At 36.8% G+C, this 19,319-nt stretch carries 15 protein-coding genes; 10 read left to right on the top strand and 5 right to left on the bottom strand.

Going from position 1 to position 19,319, the window contains the following annotated elements; translation table 11 throughout:
- The first annotated feature begins 212 nt into the window (after window positions 1-212).
- Together NW211_RS13410 and tnpB are read left to right on the top strand one after the other, a co-directional pair.
- Window positions 213-533, top strand: coding sequence for a hypothetical protein (locus NW211_RS13410; protein ID WP_258328208.1), 321 nt, complete (start codon window positions 213-215; stop codon window positions 531-533).
- Window positions 526-903, top strand: coding sequence for an IS66 family insertion sequence element accessory protein TnpB (tnpB, locus tag NW211_RS13405; protein WP_162611685.1), 378 nt, complete (start codon window positions 526-528; stop codon window positions 901-903). The genes NW211_RS13410 and tnpB overlap by 8 nt, the downstream gene beginning before the upstream one ends.
- Window positions 904-1,542: 639 nt before the next feature.
- Here the strand turns inward: tnpB and NW211_RS13400 are convergent.
- The 5 genes from NW211_RS13400 to NW211_RS13380 form a co-directional block, all read right to left on the bottom strand.
- The gene (locus tag NW211_RS13400) at window positions 1,543-1,794 is read right to left on the bottom strand and encodes a hypothetical protein (RefSeq protein WP_258328207.1); all 252 of its coding nucleotides are present in this window, start codon (window positions 1,792-1,794) and stop codon (window positions 1,543-1,545) included.
- A gap of 136 nt (window positions 1,795-1,930) precedes the next feature.
- Complete coding sequence (locus NW211_RS13395; RefSeq protein ID WP_258328206.1) at window positions 1,931-2,479, bottom strand: hypothetical protein; 549 nt, start codon at window positions 2,477-2,479, stop codon at window positions 1,931-1,933.
- 325 nt (window positions 2,480-2,804) lie between these two features.
- Complete coding sequence (locus tag NW211_RS13390; protein ID WP_258328205.1) at window positions 2,805-7,571, bottom strand: WG repeat-containing protein; 4,767 nt, start codon at window positions 7,569-7,571, stop codon at window positions 2,805-2,807.
- A gap of 593 nt (window positions 7,572-8,164) precedes the next feature.
- Window positions 8,165-10,471 (bottom strand): hypothetical protein, encoded by a 2,307-nt coding sequence (locus NW211_RS13385; protein ID WP_258328204.1) that lies wholly within the window; start codon window positions 10,469-10,471, stop codon window positions 8,165-8,167.
- Window positions 10,472-10,618: 147 nt separating this feature from the next.
- Complete coding sequence (locus NW211_RS13380) at window positions 10,619-11,116, bottom strand: acyltransferase (RefSeq protein WP_258328203.1); 498 nt, start codon at window positions 11,114-11,116, stop codon at window positions 10,619-10,621.
- 229 nt (window positions 11,117-11,345) lie between these two features.
- On the opposite strand from NW211_RS13380, the gene NW211_RS13375 reads away from it, so the two are divergent.
- From NW211_RS13375 to NW211_RS13340, 8 genes are read left to right on the top strand one after another with little or no spacing between them, the layout of a single operon-like run.
- Window positions 11,346-11,549, top strand: coding sequence for a helix-turn-helix transcriptional regulator (locus tag NW211_RS13375; RefSeq protein WP_258328202.1), 204 nt, complete (start codon window positions 11,346-11,348; stop codon window positions 11,547-11,549).
- 8 nt (window positions 11,550-11,557) lie between these two features.
- Entirely contained in the window at window positions 11,558-12,322 is a 765-nt protein-coding gene (locus tag NW211_RS13370; RefSeq protein WP_258328201.1) for a DUF2971 domain-containing protein, read from the top strand.
- A 5-nt stretch (window positions 12,323-12,327) separates the two neighbouring features.
- Window positions 12,328-13,917, top strand: a complete 1,590-nt coding sequence (locus tag NW211_RS13365) for a type I restriction-modification system subunit M (protein WP_258328200.1) — start codon at window positions 12,328-12,330, stop codon at window positions 13,915-13,917.
- Entirely contained in the window at window positions 13,904-14,950 is a 1,047-nt protein-coding gene (locus NW211_RS13360; RefSeq protein WP_008656185.1) for a YhcG family protein, read from the top strand. Before NW211_RS13365 ends, NW211_RS13360 begins: the two co-directional genes overlap by 14 nt.
- 1 nt (window position 14,951) lies before the next feature.
- On the top strand, window positions 14,952-16,073 hold the full coding sequence (locus NW211_RS13355) for a restriction endonuclease subunit S (RefSeq protein ID WP_258328199.1): 1,122 nt from the start codon (window positions 14,952-14,954) through the stop codon (window positions 16,071-16,073).
- A 12-nt stretch (window positions 16,074-16,085) separates the two neighbouring features.
- Window positions 16,086-16,442: a hypothetical protein gene (locus tag NW211_RS13350; RefSeq protein ID WP_258328198.1), complete on the top strand. Its 357-nt coding sequence runs from the start codon at window positions 16,086-16,088 to the stop codon at window positions 16,440-16,442.
- The gene (locus NW211_RS13345) at window positions 16,366-18,156 is read left to right on the top strand and encodes a type I restriction enzyme endonuclease domain-containing protein (RefSeq protein ID WP_258328197.1); all 1,791 of its coding nucleotides are present in this window, start codon (window positions 16,366-16,368) and stop codon (window positions 18,154-18,156) included. The genes NW211_RS13350 and NW211_RS13345 overlap by 77 nt, the downstream gene beginning before the upstream one ends.
- A 17-nt stretch (window positions 18,157-18,173) precedes the next feature.
- Window positions 18,174-19,103: a bacteriophage abortive infection AbiH family protein gene (locus NW211_RS13340; protein ID WP_258328196.1), complete on the top strand. Its 930-nt coding sequence runs from the start codon at window positions 18,174-18,176 to the stop codon at window positions 19,101-19,103.
- Window positions 19,104-19,319 lie beyond the last annotated feature (216 nt).

The following is a 19,319-nucleotide window of genomic DNA, read 5'->3' as shown; positions in this document are numbered from 1 at the left end:
AGAAGGAAGTCAGAAGAAGACAACCCTCCGGCTCTTTTTTTATGCCCTCCCCAATCCCCTGGAGGGCCTGCCGAGTCATCCCGTACCCCCGATGCGCCCACTCGGTCATCCCGCACTTTTTTATAATGTAAGCATTCGGATAAATACACCTTTTACACCTTGAGGTTTGATTGTAGCTTTGCGGCAGCGAATACAATCAAAACTCAATTATTATGGATAGACTGGAATTTGAAGAATTGGAATTGCAGGTACAACAAAGTAGCCTGCCGTTGAAGTCGTACCTGCAACAGATAGGTGTAAGATATTCAACCTATCATTACTGGCATAGAAAATGTTTCGTTGACAGGACCAGTGTCAAGCAGGGGCTGGCTCCCATCAGTTTTAAACAGTCAGTTGAATCTTCTCCTGAAGAACAAGTGCCGCATGGCGTGGCCGTTCTGTTTCCCAACGGTCCTCGTGCTCACTTCGGGAACGGTTCAGAAGAGATACTGATGGAACTGTTCACCCAAAGTCTTCGAGGCGGCCATGTTTAATCAGAACGACACGATGCGCTACTTCCTGTGTCTGGGCAGGACAGATATGCGCAAGGGTATCAGTTCGCTGTACGGAGTGGTATATGAGAAGATGAACAGCGAAGTGAAGAACGGGGTTCTCTTCATCTTCATCGGCTCCAGCCGCAGGCTCATGAAACTGCTTCATGCGGAAGACGGAGGTATGGTGATGTATGTAAAACGCCTGGAAGCAGGTCTAGCAGGTCTCTTCAAACTGCCGGAGTACAATCCCAAATCAAACAGCTATCCCATGGAATGGCGCGACTCGGTGATGATGGTCGAGGGCATTCAGGAGAATCCGCAGCAGAGGCTCCGGCGCCTGAGGGCAGAGCGCAAGGAATATCATGTATAATATGCTTCCGTAGTAAACAAAAGTTTTTCGATGCAGTATGTGTACATCGTTGATTATCAATAGTATAGCGCTCTAAAAGGTACAACCGGTAGGTTGACAAGTATCTGAGAATGTGTAAGTTAGTGATTTTTAGCACCATTCTCGGCTTGTACCTCCATTTTAGAAAGTAAAAGTAAGTGTAATTTCTTGAATATCAAAATGTGCGGTACAAAAACTTGTGGAAAATGCCGTTTTTTTATGAGAAAAGGTACAAAAATAGCCCTGTAACAAGAGGGGGAATCAGATATATATTTTTATAGTTTATATACCAAGCTAAAATTATAATCTATGACAGGATATTGGTTATTCTTTTCATTTTCGATAATCTCCATGATAGAGCGAATTTATTATACTCTCTTCCAAAGCTTGATATGGGTAAGTGACTAACTTTTGACTCCTACTATCCTTGGGTTTTTATTACCGTCTGCATAACAAGCATACGATTCAGATATGTCAATTTAATTATCTGGTTTATAGTGTTCTGATGATATGTGCTTCATATCCATATCGGCTATTAAGATTATTCAATCGTCATTTTGGAAAATATACTGCTCGTATTACTATGGATATGGAAATACTCCTTTGTTATACTTTTGGCTGTTATGTTCTCAGGGATAGAATATGGTCAGTTGATTTTTGTAGGGCCCATATTACAAGTACAACCTTGCCATCAATCTCCTTCGCACTCATTTGAGGCATATAGTAAAGTGAAATCTTGTTATTGTAACCTACCATGTCTTGTAATATTCCATCTGTCGTTTCTGTAGGGATTCCATTCACCGGACGAATAGCTACTCCTATTATTCCGGTTGTATCAATACCAACCACTATATAACCCACCACCAGAATCATCAAAGTCATTGGTAAACATACACTATAGTATATGTTGTCGGAGCCCAAACCTTCTTAAACTCTATTCTGTTGGATTCTGTTTTTTGCTTGTTGAGCAGATCGGTTATGTTTATTTCAATTGATAAATTGAATATTGCTATTTCCCATGATATGCTTTACTACCTTCTATTCGTTGCTTAAATTTATTCTCATAGAAATAATTATAAAGTAATTTTATAAGTGCTTTTCTGATAGAAGTATTACTTACGAAGGCAACATTCCAGCACCTTGCGTTATAATGAATATAAAAACGCCATTCTATGTCATTTTCATCTGTCGATTTTGTGAATTTAAGTAATATACGATTTCCAAAAGCTGAAGATGAGGGCAAACCTATTGCTAGTATTGGCAATGACATTTCTCGATTTGAAAGTACACTATCAATTAAATTTCCATAACTATTTTCAATTTCTGTAATAGCTTCATTTTCAGTAAATCTGGTCCCCTTTTCATATACCTCTGTATAGAAAGAATGTCCTGTATGCTCTTTATACCATTCATTTACATCCTCTTTAGTATCAAATAAAACAAATCCTGTTCCCCATGTATTACGGAAACAATGGTTTATCTTATAATGATACTCTCTTAGAAAATGAATTTTAGCACCCAATGCATCATTTTCGTTCGGATAATAATATCGTCCCATAAATTCAAAATCGCTTTCTTGTTTTTAACAACTCCTCAATTAAACGATATAATAGTTCGCTTTTTAACTTTCCTTTTGAGGAAAGATTACCTCGTTCTGAGTAGTCTTTAATGTCAAAGTTTGATCTATTTGTTGATGTCACATTACCATGAGCAATTACATTCCTTATATGTTTCAAATGTAAAAATGCACGATCATTATAAGCTTAGGATCTTTTATGTTGATATTCCCAAAGAACCTTTTAAATCCACCTCTAATTGACAAAGATAAGTATATAGTTTTGTCCTATTAGGATTTGACAATTTATTCAATTGCTTCATTGTTTTTAATCAATATTCCAAGTTAGGCTAGGATCTCCTTCGAATGCATCGTCAATTGTTTGGTCATCATAGCCATTGTATCCACCATATTTGCTATATCCATTGTCATAATCATCATCAAAATTATCGTAATAATCATCATCAGAATAAGATATCTTTTCCTCTGGTATATAATCGCTCAAAAGTACAGCAGGTTTGCGATAGTCAGTTGCATCTTCAGCAACTATAGGTTTATGATCTATTGATGGAATAACCAGCTCTTCATTATTCACACACTTATTTACTATGTTGCCTTCATCATCAATCATGCCCCATTTTCCTCCAATGATATTGTAAGGGTAGTTTTCATTTTTTGTTCCCCCTAAGCATATAGAAGCATATTTACCCTTAAAATTAGATAAATAAGAGTACTTAAGAGGCAAAAGTTCCTTTCCGCGTTTATCCAAAAGACCAATTGCGTTGTCCTTATAAACTTTGATCAGCCCATTTTCTAACAAGATGATTCTATCGTATTTTTTAGGAGGAACTATTACTCCATCAAAGCTCAATACTCCTTTTGTTCCTTTCCATTCTTCATTTTCTTTATCATAAGTCCAATCAGTACTATATAAGCATCTTCCATACTCATCAAGATCCCACATTCTATTAATTTGTAGAGATTCAAACATTGTTATTTTTTTTGAAGGAAGATTTACAATTCCATATATTTTGCCTTTCCGTAATTTAGCGAATGAATGCTCATATAAAAAAATACGATCATACTCTGGAGGAACCAATGTGTTACCATCTAAATCTATAACGCCTGTTTGACTTAATATAATCTTATAATTTTCTACTTTCATTTCATTATAAACTTTAGCATATTTTCCTGTAAACTTACTAACAAATAAATATTGTTTATCATTCAATATAGTACCACAAGAATCGCATAAAGCTGCACGTTGATTTACCTCATACTCTGTTCCGGAACCTTGAAATTTGTAAACAGAATCTCCCTTCTCATATTTATCTTTATCCCAACTTTTAGCTATTTTTAAATTCCAAACCACACGAATCCTATTCTTTGCAACATGATTAATCTTGGAGAAAATAACTGGTAAAATACATTTACCTTTTGTATTATAAAGACCGTAGCAATCATCTTCTCTGCAAAGGATTGTTCTGTCAGAAAGTAGTTTTATACTTTTATAAATTGTAGGAATAATCTCTTCGCCGTGAAAATTTACAACGCCAATATAATCTCTTCTTGCTATTGAGCGGACAATAGAAACACCATACTTAAAGTTTGTTCCCCAATAATAGATATTGGGTAGTAAGATTGGCTCTTTGTCACTCTCTACTTGTATATTGCCACTTAGATTTATTTTTAATGTTTCGTCTTTTTCTGAAATCGAAATGTCTGCAAAGCCATTTTTAAATTCCAGTTCATTTTCGTATCTAGGGGGCGCAATGAGATTTCCCATTCTATTTGAGAATCCCCATCCTTTGTCCCCTCGTACAGAAAAATTCCCATCTTCTAAAAGCTTTATTTCATTCAAGGAATGTTCAAATAGCTCTTTGCCTTGAAGATTTGCAACATTATAAACGTAGTATCCGTTACCATTTAGACTTGTGTATCGAAACCCTTTTACTAGTAAATAGCTGTTTCCAATCAATGAAATATCATCGCATTCGTTATTACGATAGATTTCTTTCCCTCTCTGGTCTATTATTCCTATGTGCGAATCCCCTTCATATCGGCTTTTATAGAAAATGACTTTTAAAAAACCATTATCTAAAACTTCAATTTCGGAAAAACTATTATTTTCGTTCTCTGGAATGATTTCATTTCCATGGAAATCTATTAGGCTGCTTTTATAATAATTGTTCGAAGTCTCATAAACTATAATATAGCGATTGTCTAATTTCTCGCATTCTTTGCCTTGTAGGTTAATTGCAACTTTAAGACAAGGTGACAAAATCTGATGCATAGTACCATTCTTAACATAGTAGTATCCATTATCCCATAATTCGATACTTTCATACTCTAAAGGAAGTACTACCTCGCCAGTAGTGTCAATAAGCCCATACTTAATTTTTTTAATATTCCATATGTCATCTTGGATATATATATGACAGTCTTCTTCAGATTTTCCAACTCGAGCCAAAGAGCTATCAAGAGAATCTATAATACAATATTGAGGTTCCACTATAACATCGTTCAACATATTTATCATTCCCCACTTTCCTTCTTTTATTACGATTATAAGACCATTAACAGATGGATAAGCAAGATCATATTCTGCAGGAACAACAAATATTTGTTTCTCATTGAGTGCTAAAAGTTGTTCTCCTCTAAGATTATATTTATTGGTTAACTTAATTTTTCTTTCTTGATATGAATAATATGAACGTTGGTATTCAAGTATATGACACGTAAAATAGCCTTCTTTTAAATCTATTCTATCATAAATAAGTGGAATTATCTTAGAGCCTTTATCGTCATAAACTCCTTGCTTGCTATTTATTGTAACTACAAGAAATACTTGTGTTTCGTACTCAACGGCCACTATGTTCTTACATTGTTCTTGAATTATCAAATTACCATCTTCGTTGTATAAACCATAACGAGATTCTGTACAACCTCCATTTTGAATAGAAGTTTCCACTTTAATAAAGGCTTCTGCTTCATGAGAAATAGATTTATATTTTGAATCGATGATGATGTTACCACAAGAATCTACTACACCCCATTGGTCATCTTTCTTAAATTTGAACCTTTTTGCTGATAGAGGTTCTATGTATTCATAATCGCATGAAAGTATTTGCTCTAGTTTGGTGTTTATGATACCATATCTATTATTCTTTGAAACAGGAGCAAATCCATACTTGAAATCACCTGAAAAGTCAAATTTTTCTGGAATTACTATACTTTCTCCCTCATTGAAGGCTATTATTTGGTAAAATCTATTTATATGCCCCTTGTGTCCGTCTTTAATAACTAATGCTATACCATCCTCTGAAAATTTATCACACCAGTCTGCGATTTTAGCAGGTACCAAAACTGTTTCATTCTTGTCTCCTGGTATTAAATAAAAACCATCAATAGATACTTGATTAGATTTTGTCTCATACGGATAGTTTCCCGAGTCACTATATGAAAGATTCGTAATAAAACAGTTCGCTTGTCCTGAATAGGTTATCTTATCATATTTTGGCGCTAAAATATAGCGCCCAGCAGAATTTACAACTCCATATTTTAATATAGAATATTTCCCAAATTTCTTCCCAATAATGAATGCATCATAGTCTCCTGGAGATATAATTGTACTATAATCAGCTGTTGTTAATTTATTGCCATCCAAATCAATAATACCAAATTTGATGTTAGAATGATGACTATTGAAAGATGGTAAATCTAACTTATAATATTTATTATTTTCAGTAATGTCATACACTTTATCATCTGTATATGCGAGAAACTTCTCATTTATACGCAAAAGACATTTAAATACAAAAGGAACTTTAATATTGTTGTATCTATCAACCACGCCAAAAACAAGAGTATTACCGCTTGCACACGGTGAAGCTACAATAAATAATTCATTCGAGAAAGGGATAATTTCATTGTACTGTGGCGATAGTATCACATTTCCTTCCAAATCACATAAACCCTTTTTATGCTTTGTGTCCTCAATTATTTCATATGTCTGAGAGAATTTACTGTGATAATAATTTATATAGTTATGACAAACTTTTCTTGACATAACATTTTCCCATCGAAAATCCCATTGCGAAGTTCCATATCTAATTCTTTTGGAAATCACATAAAGATTGCCTTCTATATCACATTTGTATCGTATGTCATTAAGTATAAATTCCACCCATCCTTCTTCATGAGAATATACATTGATTTCTAACATGACTGATAACACTAAAGAAAGTGATGAGTTATAAATAATAGACTCACATACCTCTTCTTTCTCATTGATTAGATATGTAACAAAAAAATCTTTATTTATGTCTTTAATTTTTGTTATAGTCTTTTCTAAGATTACATTACCATTGCTTGGGTCAATAAAAACTGTTGTTCCTTTTTGAGTACTTGCAATGTAAAAACCGTTAAAAAGTCTTTGTAATGACGTATATTGGATAGGAATTATCAATTCCATCTTACTATTCAACATTCCATACATGGTGTTGGATGCATTATCATTCGATATTATTTTATCTCCATCATCGTAGATTTTATAGATTTTATATTGCACATTTCCTTCTTCATTAATAATTATGCCTTTGTTCCCATTTCTAAGTACTGCATATCCATTAAAAAAATCTTCGTAAACACAATAATCACAATTGTGGATGACCTTGAAAGTTCTATCAATGACACCGTATTTCCCGTCTTTTATAACAACGCAGATATTATTTCTAAAATCAAATCCCCATTCATATTCATCTGGTAAAAAAATATCGGTCTCTGCAAATTTTACAGATATTTGCCCAGACATATTTATTGTTCTTTCCGTTTTTTCTGAGTTGTTTTTTAATAGGTATGTTGCTTTAGCATATCCATTATCAAATTCACTCAATGCATTATATACTGGCTTAACAATGACTTTGTCACCCACCATGATTGCACCATACTTTCCACACTTTGTTACAATAGCAATACCCTGTTTGTAATCTGAAATAGAATCATACTCACTTGAAGATTTGAACATAGAAGAACCTTTTTCAGAAAGTTCCCAATCGGAACCTTCTAGCGGAGCGATGTTTTTATATTTTGTCATATCATTTCTTGTTATAATTAATTTGAATTGTCAAATTTTGAACATAAATTTATAAAAGGATTTGTAGATTCATGAGAAAATCTTCAAAAAGCTGCAATTCTTTTGTGAAAAAATGGTTTTAAAGCATGTGTATATCGTTGATTATCAATAATATAGTACTCTAAAAGGCACAACCGGTAGGTTGGCAAGTATCTGAGAATGTGTAAGTTAGTGATTTTAGCACCATTCTCGGCTTGTACCTCCATTTTAGAAAGTAAAAATAAGTGTAATTTCTTGAATATCAAAATGTGCGGTACAAAAACTTGTGAAAATGCCATTTTTTGATGAGAAAAGGTACAAAAATAGTTCTGAATCCGAGGGGAATCAGAACCGAAATTTTATTATGATTTGATCTATTATTTGCTTTTGATATGTAATGAAATTTGCGCAAACAAACCGCACCGTCAGAGACGCTCTGAGGCGATGGGAGGAATAGTATGGACAAACAAATTTCTTTATAATTATAAAATAGTGGAACAACTAAAGACGGATTTAAATACCAATTACAAATTATATAACAATCTGACAGCATCAATATTGAACAATAGTAATATTTAACTTACTTCCTCGAAGCATCCACCTTTAACTTTGGCAAAAACAAATCCTTTTCTAATTAGAAAAAGTTGCATGACATAAAGGTCAAGATCGCTAATTCGATTTCGATTATCGTTACGAGCTGTAAATTCAGAAATAAATTTTACCATATCAATCTTCTGGCCTTGTAAAGCAAACCACGACAAACTATTAGGACGACTTTTATCCTTCATTATATCGTAGACTTCTTTCGGAGTGGTACATGGTCCAATTTGATACACTTGAGTTGGCCTAGATTGATTTTGTCCATGAATGGACCAATAATATGTAGAATCGAACTCAAACAAATCATAGAATTCATAATTACTCATAAAATGATCACTTAATGTAGCATATTTAACCCCAGAAAGTATTGCTTTATCCAGCTGATAATATTTATTATATGCCTCTATCTCAGCTTCGGTAAAAGATTTATCGAACGTCAATTGGACTTCTTCTTTGTAACTCTCAATGAACTTTATATTTTTTATCATTTCATTTTCTTTCTCAATACCAATACAGAGAGTTACTATGCCATTATCATCCCTATAATAGGGTATATTGACAAATTTTAATAATTTATTCCCTATCTTGCGCCCTTGTTCCATATAGTAAAAACTAATGGGGTATTCCGAATAATCATGACTTTTTTTTCGCACACTACAGAAAGGTGGCATTACTAACGAAAGTTCTGAAAGGTTATAATCTTTTGTAGTAGATGTATTTGATAGGAACAGCCCAAATCTCCGACTATCCTTCAGCATTTTATCTCTTTCATCATCCATAAAATCCACCGTTGATTGTAAAACCTTGCAATCTCCATTCCATTGAGAAATGAAAGGTTTAAATAGCCCTTTCTGTCTTATGAAAAATTTAGGCTTGTTTATTATAAAATATATTGATATAATAACCAATCCATTTAATATAGTAGAAAACAGTTCATTTCTCCAATCTACGTCAAATATATATGCCAAAAATAGTACTAAAACAGCTAATAAAATCATTTCTAGTAATGTAGAAATCACGGCTCCTGGTTTACTGTTTCTCACGATTGCTCTTTGATATATCAGAGTAGCAAAACTTTGCCACCTCATACAAAATCGATCATCTCCGGTTATATTATAGAAAATATCTTCATAGTCAACAGGATTCCTTTTGAATTTAGGATATGGAAGAATAAATATATTATTCAATTCAAGAAACTTGTCCTGCCCTGGATACATTCGGCACTGCTCCAATGGAAGTTTCTCAGATAGATCTACATAACATCCAAACCCGATTTCGCCTTCATCTGCTACAATCGCAAAATCATGAAAAAAAATTTTTTGTAAATCGATCATTTCTTTAGGAATCCCCAATTCTTCTTTTATTCCGCGTATTACACATGTAGTCAAACTATAAACATCTCCGTCGACATCCGTATTTGAAAACGATTCATTTACTGGAATATGCATGGTTGATACATGGTTACTCTCTACTTCTCCATTTCTGGCTGCAACCAATAATCTTCTATTGCCAGACATATCTCTTCCACCTATTAATATATCTAGTCCAACAGAAGAAAATAAAAAAGCCATTGCTTCTACTAACATCGATTTTTTTTTCCACTCTTTGGCTTGATTTGTTCGTGAAATTAGAGTGTGAAAAACCTTGTTATAGGGAGATTCCTTAAATATATATTTGAAAACCTTAAAAGTAAAATGGTCTGTCTCATAAATATGTAATAGAAGGTCTTCTTTTTCTGGGGTATATAAAAAATTTTTTAATATATTTTTAAAAGCTTTGAATATAAAATGATCTGTCTTAGTCTTACCTTCAAATGAGAACCCACAGATACCAATTTTATTCCCAATAAATTTAATAGCACCATCTGTACCTATATTTTGCTTTACGGCACAAATAGCATCCCATAGGACATCCACATTGTATATTTGCTTCATTACCTCACATACAGGCTGCTTTTTACCGTCATATTCAATGTTAAATAAGGGATCATTTATCCAGCCAATTCTAATCAGTTTGTCTTGGAGTTGATCATAATGTTTGTGTATTACATCATGTACTATTTTCTCAAGATTCTGTTTGTTATCTATTGGTGCCCGTGTCTCATAGTCATCATCTTTATTAGCCAATAAATAGATATAGTCTTTCTTCACTAAATTTCTTGGAATATCTTTTACTCTATGAAAACTAGTAGCTAATACCCCTATTTTATTCAATCTCTCTTTGTTTGAGAATCGCGCAAGTAGAATTCCTTTCAAATTCCCATAAATCAACAATTGATTCATAAAATAGAGTTTAACCTTTTTACATCCATTGTATAACCGTTGATATGGTTTAAAATATGAGATCACAGTTGATACTATAATCACCAAAACGGGGTAAAGCCAATTGACATTAAAAATTTGCGAAAAGACATCTATAACCCCCATAATTTATTTATCTTTTTTTTGATTGTTTAGTATTTTTATTACTCTAGCAGGATTGCCTTGTACAAGGGCATATGGAGGTACATCTTTTGTGACTACAGATCCAGCACCAACCATACACCATTCACCAAGTGTCACTCCACATACTATCGTGGCATTTGCTCCTATGGAAGCCCCATACTTTACTAGTGTTGGGCTAGCTATCCAATCGGATATTTTTTTTAGGGATCCATCAGGATTAATTGCTCTGGGAAATTTGTCATTGGTAAAAGTTACTGCCGGCCCCACGAAAACCCCATCTTCCAGCGTCACCCCGTGAGGTATCATTACATGGTCTTGTATTTTAACTCTATTGCCAATTACTACTCCATTGTCAATAAAAATGTATCGGTGAATCTTGCATTCGTCCCCTATGATAGCATTAGCAACAATAGTGTATTCCTCAATCATAGTATTTTTCCCAATGATAGCGTTGGGGCTTACTTTTGCTGTCAAATCAATCATATTGATATTTTTATATTACATCAACATTAATAATTTCAATGAAATTATTATAAAAGTACAACATTTATTAATACTAACCTTATTTTTTCAGTAAATTTTAACAATATTTATTCTGATATTCTAATCTACACAGATTATCAGATTGATATTCTAATCATATTTTTGTTGATTATGACCATATAAGATACAAATAATCATTATTTTTGTAAGAACGAAAAATTGTAACGACATGGAGCGTAAAATGCTAAATCGAATAAAGATTGTTCTCGCCGAGAAAGATAAAACCAACAAATGGCTTTCCGAACAATTGGACAAGGATCCGGCAATGGTATCCAAATGGGTTACGAATAAAACTCAGCCCAGTGTCGAAACTCTTATTCAGATTGCAAAAGTACTGGAAGTTAGAGTTGACGATTTATTGAGAACCGAATAAATGAATATATGGGGACAGATAAATTATATAAATATCTGGATTTTAACGGTGGACTTATGATGCTGTATTATAGCGATCTTCAATTTACCAATGCTACGCAGTTGAACGATCCGTTTGATTGCCACCCCTCACTCATTGATTTCTCTAATGTCCCGAAAGAAGCATGTGGAGGATGGACTCCGGAGATAATTGAAGAATTGAGAAGAGATCCATTTCGTAGAACCAGAGAAGAGGCATGGATATGTAGTCTTTCTAAGATATATGATTCAATTTTGATGTGGAGCTATTATAGCAAGCATAAAGGTATCTGCATCGGTCTGGATATGGAGAAAGTTAGAAAGTATCTTTCTCGTATGTATGGCAATGTCATGATCGGCTGCTCGGAAGTGGAGGTACAATATAAAGACATTGTAGAGAAGCCCGATTATTTTAGGGATGCAAAAGACTTTTTTCATTATCAAATATCCACCAAAGCAAAAGCTTGGGAGCATGAACAAGAAGTGCGTTTATTTATATTAGAGCCATGGCCGGCATATATGAAGTTGCTGCCGTGGCAAAATGATGATAAAGGTCCGATTGGCTGGAAAGAAATGAGGGCATTCCCCGAAATTGGAGGAGAGTGTTTCGAATCCGTTTATCTGGGAATCAACATGAATGCCGAAGAAAAATCAAAAATAATCCGTGTTGCCAGAAAGTTGAATCCCGACATTAAGATTTTCCAAATGGAGATTGATGCAAATGCTTTCAGGTTAAACATCAAACTAATAGAGTAAATACGATGGCCAAGAAACAAACAAAAATAACGAAAGAGGAGACCTTAGAAACCATACTTTTCAACTGTCGCAACAGTTTGAGAGGACGTGCGGCCATGACCGACAAGCGCGATTTGTTGCTGACTCTTGTGTTCTTGAAATTCATAGGGGAACGGTTCAAACAGCAAAAGGATAAAATCAGGCACGAGATTGTGGAGGTTCAAGGCATTCACGACGAGGCTTTTGTTGAAATGCAGCTGTCCCGTCCCAATCAGTATATGCAGGACGGCGTGTTCTTCCTGACAGATGAGACGTTCTGGGACAAGCTTATTCTTACGGCTCCTACCTGTATGGCCATCGCTTTCGATACAGCCATAAAGACGTTGGACGACAATGAGCCTAAACTGAAGAATGCCCTGCCGCAGCAGATTTTCACGAAAACGGCCCTTGAACCGGGGGTTTTGAAAAGCGTGGTGGACGAGATTAACAAGATAGATCCCAAGAAGTTCACCGATCACGACCTTATAGGACGTGTATATGAATATTTTTTACAGGCTTTCTCTATCAACGCCGACAAGGAGGAAGGTGAGTTCTACACGCCGCATTCTATCGTAGAACTTATCGCCTCACTTATTGAGCCGTTCGACGGTACGGTCTATGACCCTTGCTGTGGGTCAGGCGGTATGTTCGTGCAGGCAACCAAGTTCATTGAAGCACATGGCGGTAACACCAAAGCGGTCAACGTGTATGGGCAGGAATCCGAACCGGCGACCTATCGTCTGGCAAAGATGAATCTGGCTATTCGCGGTATATCCTACCATTTGGGAGACAAAGCGGTATCTACCTTCTCCGACGACCAGCATAAAGACCTCAAATTCGACTACATCATGGCAAATCCGCCATTCAATTTGAAGAAATATGCCGAGTATGGAGAATTTGAGACGGACCCCCGCTGGAAAGGTTATGGCGTTCCGCCGGCCAGCAATGCCAACTACGCATGGATTCTCCATATCCTGAACAAACTGGATGTCAATCACGGAATTGCAGGATTCCTGCTAGCCAATGGGGCATTGGACGACAGCGACACGCTCGAAATACGTAAACAGTTGATTGAAAACGACAAAATCGAGGCTATCATCGTTCTGCCGCGCAACATGTTCTATTCAACCGATATATCCGTTACGTTATGGATTCTGAACAACAACAAGAAAGGTGGCCCCTGGCATGGCAGACAACTGCGTAACCGAACGGGTGAGATTCTGTTTATTGACCTGCGCACATGGAATAGCAACATATACGAAAAGAAATATGTTCGCCTGACAGAAACGGAAATCAGCCGTGTTTGCCAAATCTATTTCGACTGGCAAACGGAAAATTTCGCCGAGTATGCCGAGCCTGAATTATACTATGCCGCTCATCTTGACGAAATCCAACAGAAAGGATATTCGCTTGTACCCTCCAGATATATCGAGTTTATCGACCGCGATACGGAAATTGATTATAAATCGGCCCTCACCGAAATGAGCCATCAGTTTGACGAGCTTAAGAAAAGATGGGATGCTAATGAAGCCGAACTCGTGAATGCCTTCAAAATTTTGGGATATGGAAAAGAATAAACAACAGACTGACATAATAACCGATAATTTCGTTTCCGACATCAGAACCATCATAGAACAAGGACGGAAACAAGCTTATGCCGCAACTGGTCAAATAGCCATTATGACTTATTGGAACATTGGACGGCGTATCGTGGAAGAAGAACAGCAGGGGGCAAGCAGGGCGGCATACGGACAAAAGCTTATTCCGGCTCTTGCTGTCAGACTTGCTGCTGAATACGGAACCGGCTATGGTAAGCGTAACTTGGCATATTACCGAAAGTTCTATTTGGAATTCAAGGATGTAGAAATTTTGCACACGCGTGTGCAAAATCTTACCTGGTCACATGTCCGCAGGCTTCTTTCCGTCAGCAATACGCAAGCAAGGGAATGGTATCTTAAGACAGCGGCTGAAGATATGTGGAGCGTAGATGATCTTGACAGGAATATCTCCACCCAATATTATGAACGACGGCTTGCGGCTCAAAGAGAGAGTTCAACTCTGCCAGTACCTTATGCCGGTCAAACAGATCCGTTGGAATATATAAAGAATCCAATGGTGGCCGAATTTATGGGTTTCCGTCGGGACACCAGCTATTCCGAATCGGAACTGGAACAGGCATTAATCGACAATCTCGAAAAGTTCATTATGGAACTCGGACGTGGATTCGCTTTTGTGGAAAGGCAACAGCATATTGTGACCGATACGGCTGATTTTTACATCGACCTTGTATTTTATAACTACAAGATGAAGCGGTTTGTCATCTTTGAACTAAAAACCCATAAGCTGACTCATCAGGACATCGGACAATTGGATATGTACATCCGTATGTACGATGATTTGGTTAAAGGAGATGATGACAATCCGACCATCGGTGTGTTACTCTGCACGGATACGGACAACACCATAGCAAAATATTCTGTATTGCATGACAGCGATCAGATTTTTGCCGCCAAGTATATGACATACATGCCTACCGAGGAAGAACTGCGCCGGGAGATTGAGCAGCAGAAACGCTTCTTTATGGAACAGCACGAAAAAGAGGAGGAGTGATATGGAAAGCAGCGGTGTAAAATGGGTCCGGCTCGGGGATTATATCGAGCAGTGTGATGAAAGAAACACAAAAGGAATGTATTCCGTAGAAGATGTGCGAGGTATCAGCATCGAGAAAAGAATTATAGATACCAAGGCTAACATGGACGGGGTATCTGTTACGACCTACAAGTTATATCGAACAAATTATTTTTGTTATGTTCCCGTTACTTCTCGAAATGGGAATAAAATAACTCTTGCCCTTAATACATATAATGCAACATATATTGTATCAAGTGCTTATGAAGTTTTTAGAGTTAAAGATGAAGTAGAGCTTCTTCCATTGTATCTTTTTTTGTTTTTCTTGCGTCCTGAATTTGATCGTTATGCAAGATATAATTCATGGGGAAGTGCTCGTGAAGTCTTTTCATGGGAAAACATGTGCAATATTTTGATTCCTCTTCCGTCTGTTTCCGAACAGCAGAAAGTGGTGAACGCATGGCGAGCATTCCGGGAAATTAAAGTGCAAAACGAGGCCAAGGTAGCCCCGCTTATGCAACTCTGCCAAAGCTATATCCAGGAATTGAAGCACAAATATCCGATGCAGGAAATCGGACCATATATTCATCGCATAGATGAAAGAAACACAGACAACAAAATTAAAGAAGTTAGGAGTGTTTCTGTAACAAAAAACTTTAATGTAACGAATGCTAAGGTCGATAAAAACAACCTTTCAAACTATAAAATAGTAAGAGAAAATCAAATAAGTTTTGTTCAAACGACAGGAAACGAAAAATGTCTTTGTGCAGCTATCAATCATTTAGGTTTTCCGATTGTCGTCACTTCGGTAAATGAAGTATTTGAAACAGATGAAAAGTATCTGTTGGCAGATTATTTACATTTAATATTCCGAAGAACAGAGACTGATCGTTATGCTCGTTTTAATTCATGGGGAAGTGCTCGAGAGACATTTACTTGGGAAGATATGACACGTTTTGCCATACCTCTACCATCTATTGAAGTTCAGCAAGCAATTGTCAATATCTACAAGTGTGCCAATGAGGCCAAGAGGATAGCCGAAGAAGCCGACCGGCTTTCGCGTGAAGTGTGCCCGGCATTGCTTCAACACGTCATACATTCTTAAATCGCAGCGATTATGGCAGGCAAAGGGAAATATTATGAAAGCCAGTTTGAGGAGGCTACCATCGAACTCCTCCGCGAGTCGCATTGGCAATATACGTTTGGCGATGACATTCACCGGAAATATACCGACCCGCTTATTGAAGAAGACCTGCGGACATTTCTTGCCGCTCAGTACAAAGATAAAAAACTGACCGCTTCTGAGGTGGACGGCATTGTTGCCAATCTGCGGAACACTGGCGGCCAGAACGATTATTATGCCCTGCGAAACACCTTCCTGCTCTATCGGGACGGATATGATTTTACATACAGTCAAATACGATCCCCGACTGGCGCGTGTTTTCTTGAACAAGGAGCAAGCCGAGAAGGTTGAGGAATACTACCGGATCTGTGCGGACGAAGGGGCTACGCCTGAAGATATTGCCAAGAGCAAAGCCGCCATGTCGAGCATGGAGGTAATTATCGGCGATGAAGATGTGTTGCGCCGGGTTGCTAAGGACATTATCGATGACTACAAACGCCGAACAGAAACAACCGACCGTCTGCAAAAAGCGATGATTACCTGCGCCGACCGCACAATCGCGTTCCGATTGTATAAAATCATGCGGGAGCTGCAACCCGATTGGTTCGAGAAGAAAAAGGCTTTGAATGAACTTGTATTAACGGCAGATGAAAAGGACAAACTCAATGACATCGCTTTTGTCAATATGGTCATGACCCGCGACAAGGACGATGAAAAGGAGTTATACAATTTGCTTGGAGACAAGGAATATCGCAAATTTCTTGATGCCGAGTTCAAATCAGAGAAATCCAATTTCCATATCTCCATCAATGTTGATATGTGGATTACTGGATTCGATGTGCCGTGCCTGACCATGCTTTACAACGATAAGCCTCTGTCGAAACACACATTGATACAGACCATATCGCGAGTGAACCGTCGATACGGCACTAAGGAATTTGGCTTCATCATCGACTACATCGGTATCCGCGAGGAGATGAAGAAGGCCATGAAGAAATACGGAGGTGAGGTAGGACCACAAGAGGATTTGGATACAGCCCATGATATACTGAAAAACGAATTGCAGCTTTTACAGGAGAGATTGTCTGGCCTTTCATTCAAACGCTTTTTCGGAGACAATGACCTTGCGCGGCTTCAGTTCATTCAGGAGGCGGCCGAATATATCCTTGCCAACAGCGTGGAACGGAAAGGAGAAGTGTCATTCCTCAAACTTTTCAAAGAACACGTCAAACGACTGCGCTCGGCATACAACATCTGCAATCCGGCCGGAATCCTGACTGATGAAGAGGTGACATGGAGCCAATGTTTTATGGGAATCTGTTCATACGTCAACAAAATGACCGCCACCGAGCACGATACGGAAAGTATGAACCGACATGTGGAACAGATGGTTCAGGAGGCTATCCTCGCCAGTGGTGTGGAACGGGTTATGAACGAAGGTGTTGAAGAAAACATTTTTAGCGACTCGTTTTCCAAAGAAGTGGAAGAGATAAAGATGCCGTTCACCAAGTTCCAGATTCTTTGTAAACTTGTAGCCAAAGCGATCAGAGCATATAGTCGGACGAACAAGATACAGGCCGAACATTTCCAGAAAATGCTTGAAGAGACAATCGACGCTTATAATACGCGAGATAAGCTGACATTTACCAACGATGTGACACAGAATGTTGTAAATGATGTCTATGATATTGTCTCATATAAAATCAACGGTCTCTCTAACAAACTTCTGGATATCCTGAAAGAACTTAAAACAGATAGTGAAAAGTTCAAGGTATTGGGCATCACATTCGAGGAAAAGGCATTCTTTGATGTCCTTGTTGAGGTGCGCGATAAACACGGTTTTGAGTATGCAGACGATCGTTGTATTGAGTTGGCCAAGAAAATCAAAGCGCTGATAGATGACACCGCCATTTATGCCGATTGGATAAACAACGACAACCTCAAAAGCAAACTCGCCAGCCAGCTTACTTTCCTTCTGTACAAAGAGGGTTACCCGCCCCAGTGGGACGAAGAAGTCTTCCAGAAAGTATTGGAGCAGGTGGAGAATTACAAGAAATATGAATAGGAACTAACTACTTTAGAATGAATATACTTTACATCTTTGGTAATGGCTTTGATAAAGCACAAGGGATGGCAACCAGTTATCCTGAGTTTTATAAATATTTGCAGGATCATGTAACAAGTGGCAGCAATTTATTAAATCAGATGAAAGCTGAAATAACTCAAGATCAAAAGCTGTGGTCCGATATGGAAGAACGTTTAGGTGCTTTCACTGGCCTATCTAACAACGCTGATGAATTTGATGATTTCTATTTTGAATTGAACGAACATCTTCAAAGTTATCTAACAAAAGAAAATGAGAAATTTTTACCAACGGATAAACTTAAGGCAAAATTTCAGGATGATTTTATTAAAATCAGTAAATATCTGGGGGCATTAGATAAAGATCGTTTTAGTAGATTTATGAAGAAACACGGTTTTTCTTCCAAAGATATCTCTGTTATTACACTAAATTATACAAATACTCTTGAAAAGATATTAAACCTTAGTGATACCGTTACTACTAAAAGTTTTGGGAATAACAATACATTGCGCAATATTATTCATGTTCATGGCCTATTGGGCCAATCTATCATCATAGGAGTCGATAATGAAACTCAAATTAAAAATGAAGAGTTCAAAAAAAATGACGACATTAAAGATTTGATGATAAAAGAACAATCGAATCTGGTGATGAAAGAGACAAGGCATATACAGTGCGAGACTTTAATTAATAATGCGAATGTAATTATATTGTTTGGTGTCTCACTTGGGGATACTGATGCTCGGTGGTGGAAGATAATAGGGAATAATCTTGTTAACAGAACGAATATAGCTATTATTCAACATCTGTATAAACCTAATATGATTCGTCGCACACAATTACAGAAACGAGGACGATTGGAACGAGAACAACAAAAATGCTTTATGCAGAAAATGAGAATAGAAGAAAAAACTGGTCTGAGGATTTAACAAGCAGATTGTTTTTCACAGTAAATGAACCGACATTCATTTTAAAATAATTATATAGGCCATATAAATAGTTCTGTATCAACAATACTAATAATTTCCATCAAAATCCTCCGATGAAACACAATCAACATGTTTATCGGAGGATTCTTAGAATTTAACGCGTTTTCTTACACATAATTCTCTTTTGAGAATTATGGACGATTCGTGCCACGTATA

This window comes from Barnesiella sp. ET7, assembly GCF_024733785.1.
Classification (GTDB): Bacteria; Bacteroidota; Bacteroidia; order Bacteroidales; family Barnesiellaceae; genus Barnesiella; species Barnesiella merdigallinarum.
The sequence above is the reverse complement of the archived record's forward strand: the minus strand, read 5'-3'. Positions and strand labels throughout refer to the sequence as shown.